The sequence below is a fragment of the Pseudoflavonifractor sp. An187 genome, from assembly GCF_002160275.1.
In the GTDB taxonomy this organism is placed as follows: Bacteria; Bacillota; Clostridia; order Oscillospirales; family Oscillospiraceae; genus Enterenecus; species Enterenecus faecium.
The window spans coordinates 1-2,551 of record NZ_NFKG01000057.1 but is presented as its reverse complement, the minus strand read 5'-3'; the positions used below and the strand labels follow the sequence as shown (position 1 = coordinate 2,551).

Below are 2,551 nucleotides of genomic sequence, written 5' to 3'. Positions count from 1 at the left end.
GTAAGCGTCAATTCAAGCAGCGACTTGTCAGGGAAGAATGCCTCTGCCAAACTATAAGAGTCTGAAATAGTACAAGGTAGTACCAGAGAGTATTCAAGACTCTGAGATAGTGAGGTGCAGGCATGGAGAAGGCGGCAAGTTTACAGAGAGCCAATCAACAACACCGGTTGGCGGAATGGAGCCGACGTGTGGAGGCCTGCCGGAGCAGCGGGCTGCCGGTAGGTCAATGGTGCCAGGAAAATGGGATAGCGGTATCCACCTATTTCTCCTGGCAGAGGAAGGTGTTTCAGGCCCTGAAAGAAGTCCAGGAGGTAACCTTTGCAGAGGTGCCGGTCATAGAAGAGCGTACCCAGCCCTCCGGGCATATCGTAGCCGCTATGGAGGTGAGCGGTGTGCGGATCCAAGTCTATGAGGGAGCGGATGGGGCCACACTGCAGGCAATTCTCCAGGCAGCAAAGTCATGCTGAACGATTTTAACTGCAGCTGCCCGGTGTACATCGCCTGCGGATACACAGACCTGCGGCGAGGTATTGATGGGCTGGCCAATCTGGTAAAAACCCAGTTCCAGATGGATCCCTTTCAGCGGGCGCTGTTTCTGTTCTGCGGGAGGAGGCGGGACCGCCTCAAGGCGCTGTACTGGGAGGGAGACGGCTTTCTGCTGCTGTATAAGCGCCTGGAGAGCGGCAGTTTCCAATGGCCCCGGAGCACGGAGGAAGTGCAGGCTCTGACGCCGCAGCAGTACCGCTGGTTGATGGAGGGGCTGAAGACAGAGCAGCCGAAGGCAAACAAGGCGGTGAGCGGTCTGAGCGCAATATGATACCGGAAAGCATTGAAAACACTGGCCTTTTGCCTCGTTTTGTGGTATCATTTTCTCATGGAACATGAGAAGAACACTGCCGCAAGCACCCCGGAAATGGTGACCATCTCACGGGCGGAATACGATTCTCAGCAGGCGCAACTGACTGAGCTGAAGCTCCAGAACCAATGGCTTCTGGAGCAGCTTGGTCTTGCCAAGAAGCGGCAGTTTGGGGCATCCTCAGAGCGGCTCCAGGAGGGGCTGATGGACCAGCTGTCTCTCATGGCGAATGAGGCGGAGACCTATGCCTATGGGACCAGGAACGCCACAGCGGAGCAGGTGGCGGTAAAGGCCCATGCCCGCAAGCGGCATAGCGGCAATGTGCTGGATATCGTACCGGAGGGGACCCCCACGGAAGTGGTGGAGCACCGCCTCTCCGAGGAAGAGCGTACCTGCGATACCTGCGGCGCCGTGATGGAGGAGATTGGGAAAGAGGTGCGCCGGAGCCTGAAGATGGAGCCGGCCCGGTTCTGGATCCGGGAGGATGTGTACTATACCTACGCCTGCAAGCAGTGCGAAGCAGAAACAGGCGAAGGCAATCTCCGGAAAACACCCAGACAGCCGGTGCTCTGCCCGGGCAGCTTTGCCTCCCCAGAGGCGGTGGCCCATATCATGACGCAGAAATTCGTCATGTACTCGCCGCTGTACCGCCTGGAGCAGGAGTTTCAGCGGCAGGGGCTAAAGCTATCCCGGCAGACCATGGCCAACTGGATCCTGCAGGCCTCAGACACCTGGTTGCGACCGGTGTATGACGCCTTGCACCGGAAGCTGTGCCGGGAGACTGTACTGCACGGGGATGAGACCACGCTGCAGGTGCTGAAGGAGCCGGGCAGGACATCTACGAGCAAGTCCTACATGTGGGTCTACCGGACCAGCGGCTGCGCTGAGTATCCCATTGTCCTGTATGAGTACCAGCCCAGCCGGAAGGCGGAGCACGCCCAGGCATTCCTTAAGGATTTCTCCGGCTGGCTGCACGCAGACGGCTACCAGGGCTACCACAAGCTACGGCCGAATATCCGGGTGGTGGGCTGCTGGGCACACGCCAGGCGAAAGTTTGACGAGGCGCTGCAGACACTGCCCAAAGAGAAACGGCAGGAGTCTCCGGCGGCAACCGGCGAGTGTTACTGCACCCGGCTGTTTCAGCTGGAGCAGTCTCTCGCGGACCTGACACCGGAAGAACGATATAACAAGCGGCTGAAACTGGAGAAACCAGTTTTAGACGCTCTGTTGGTATGGGCAAATGAGTCCAGCGCCAAGACTGCCCCCAAGTCTGCCCTGGGCAAGGCTCTGCACTATCTGCGGGAGCAGTGGCCCTACCTGGTACGCTATCTGGAGGACGGGAGGCTGGAGCTCTCCAACAACCGTGCCGAGCGCAGTATTAAACCATTCGTCATGGGCCGGAAGAACTGGCTCTTTTCCAACACCCCCGCCGGCGCCCAGTCCAGCGCTGTGATCTACAGTCTGATTGAAACTGCAAAGGAGAATGGCCTGGATCCCTACCGTTACCTGGTTTGGCTTCTGAACAACGCACCGGGGCTGAGCCAGACGGATAAGGCTTGGGCGGACTCTTTCCTCCCGGTGAATGCGCCTCAGAAATGTAAAATTCCAAAACCATAATGAAAATGCCGACCGCCATCTCATTGCCTCTGCGCTGAGATGGCGGCCTTTTTATACGCCGGGAGATTTTACGGTTAC

The 2,551-nt window shown here is 58.1% G+C and carries 2 protein-coding genes; both read left to right on the top strand.

Translation table 11 applies throughout. The features are described 5' to 3' along the window. Positions 1–460: 460 nt before the first annotated feature. Positions 461–817, top strand: a complete 357-nt coding sequence (gene tnpB, locus B5F22_RS11785) for an IS66 family insertion sequence element accessory protein TnpB (protein WP_087392699.1) — start codon at positions 461–463, stop codon at positions 815–817. 39 nt (positions 818–856) lie between these two features. Then, positions 857–2,473: an IS66 family transposase gene (locus B5F22_RS11780; RefSeq protein ID WP_242955128.1), complete on the top strand. Its 1,617-nt coding sequence runs from the start codon at positions 857–859 to the stop codon at positions 2,471–2,473. The last annotated feature ends 78 nt before the right edge of the window (positions 2,474–2,551 follow it).

Coding starts and splice junctions, on each gene's coding strand:
- tnpB (WP_087392699.1), top strand. CDS start 461: ATGCTGAACGATTTTAACTGCAGCTGCCCGGTGTACATCGCCTGCGGA.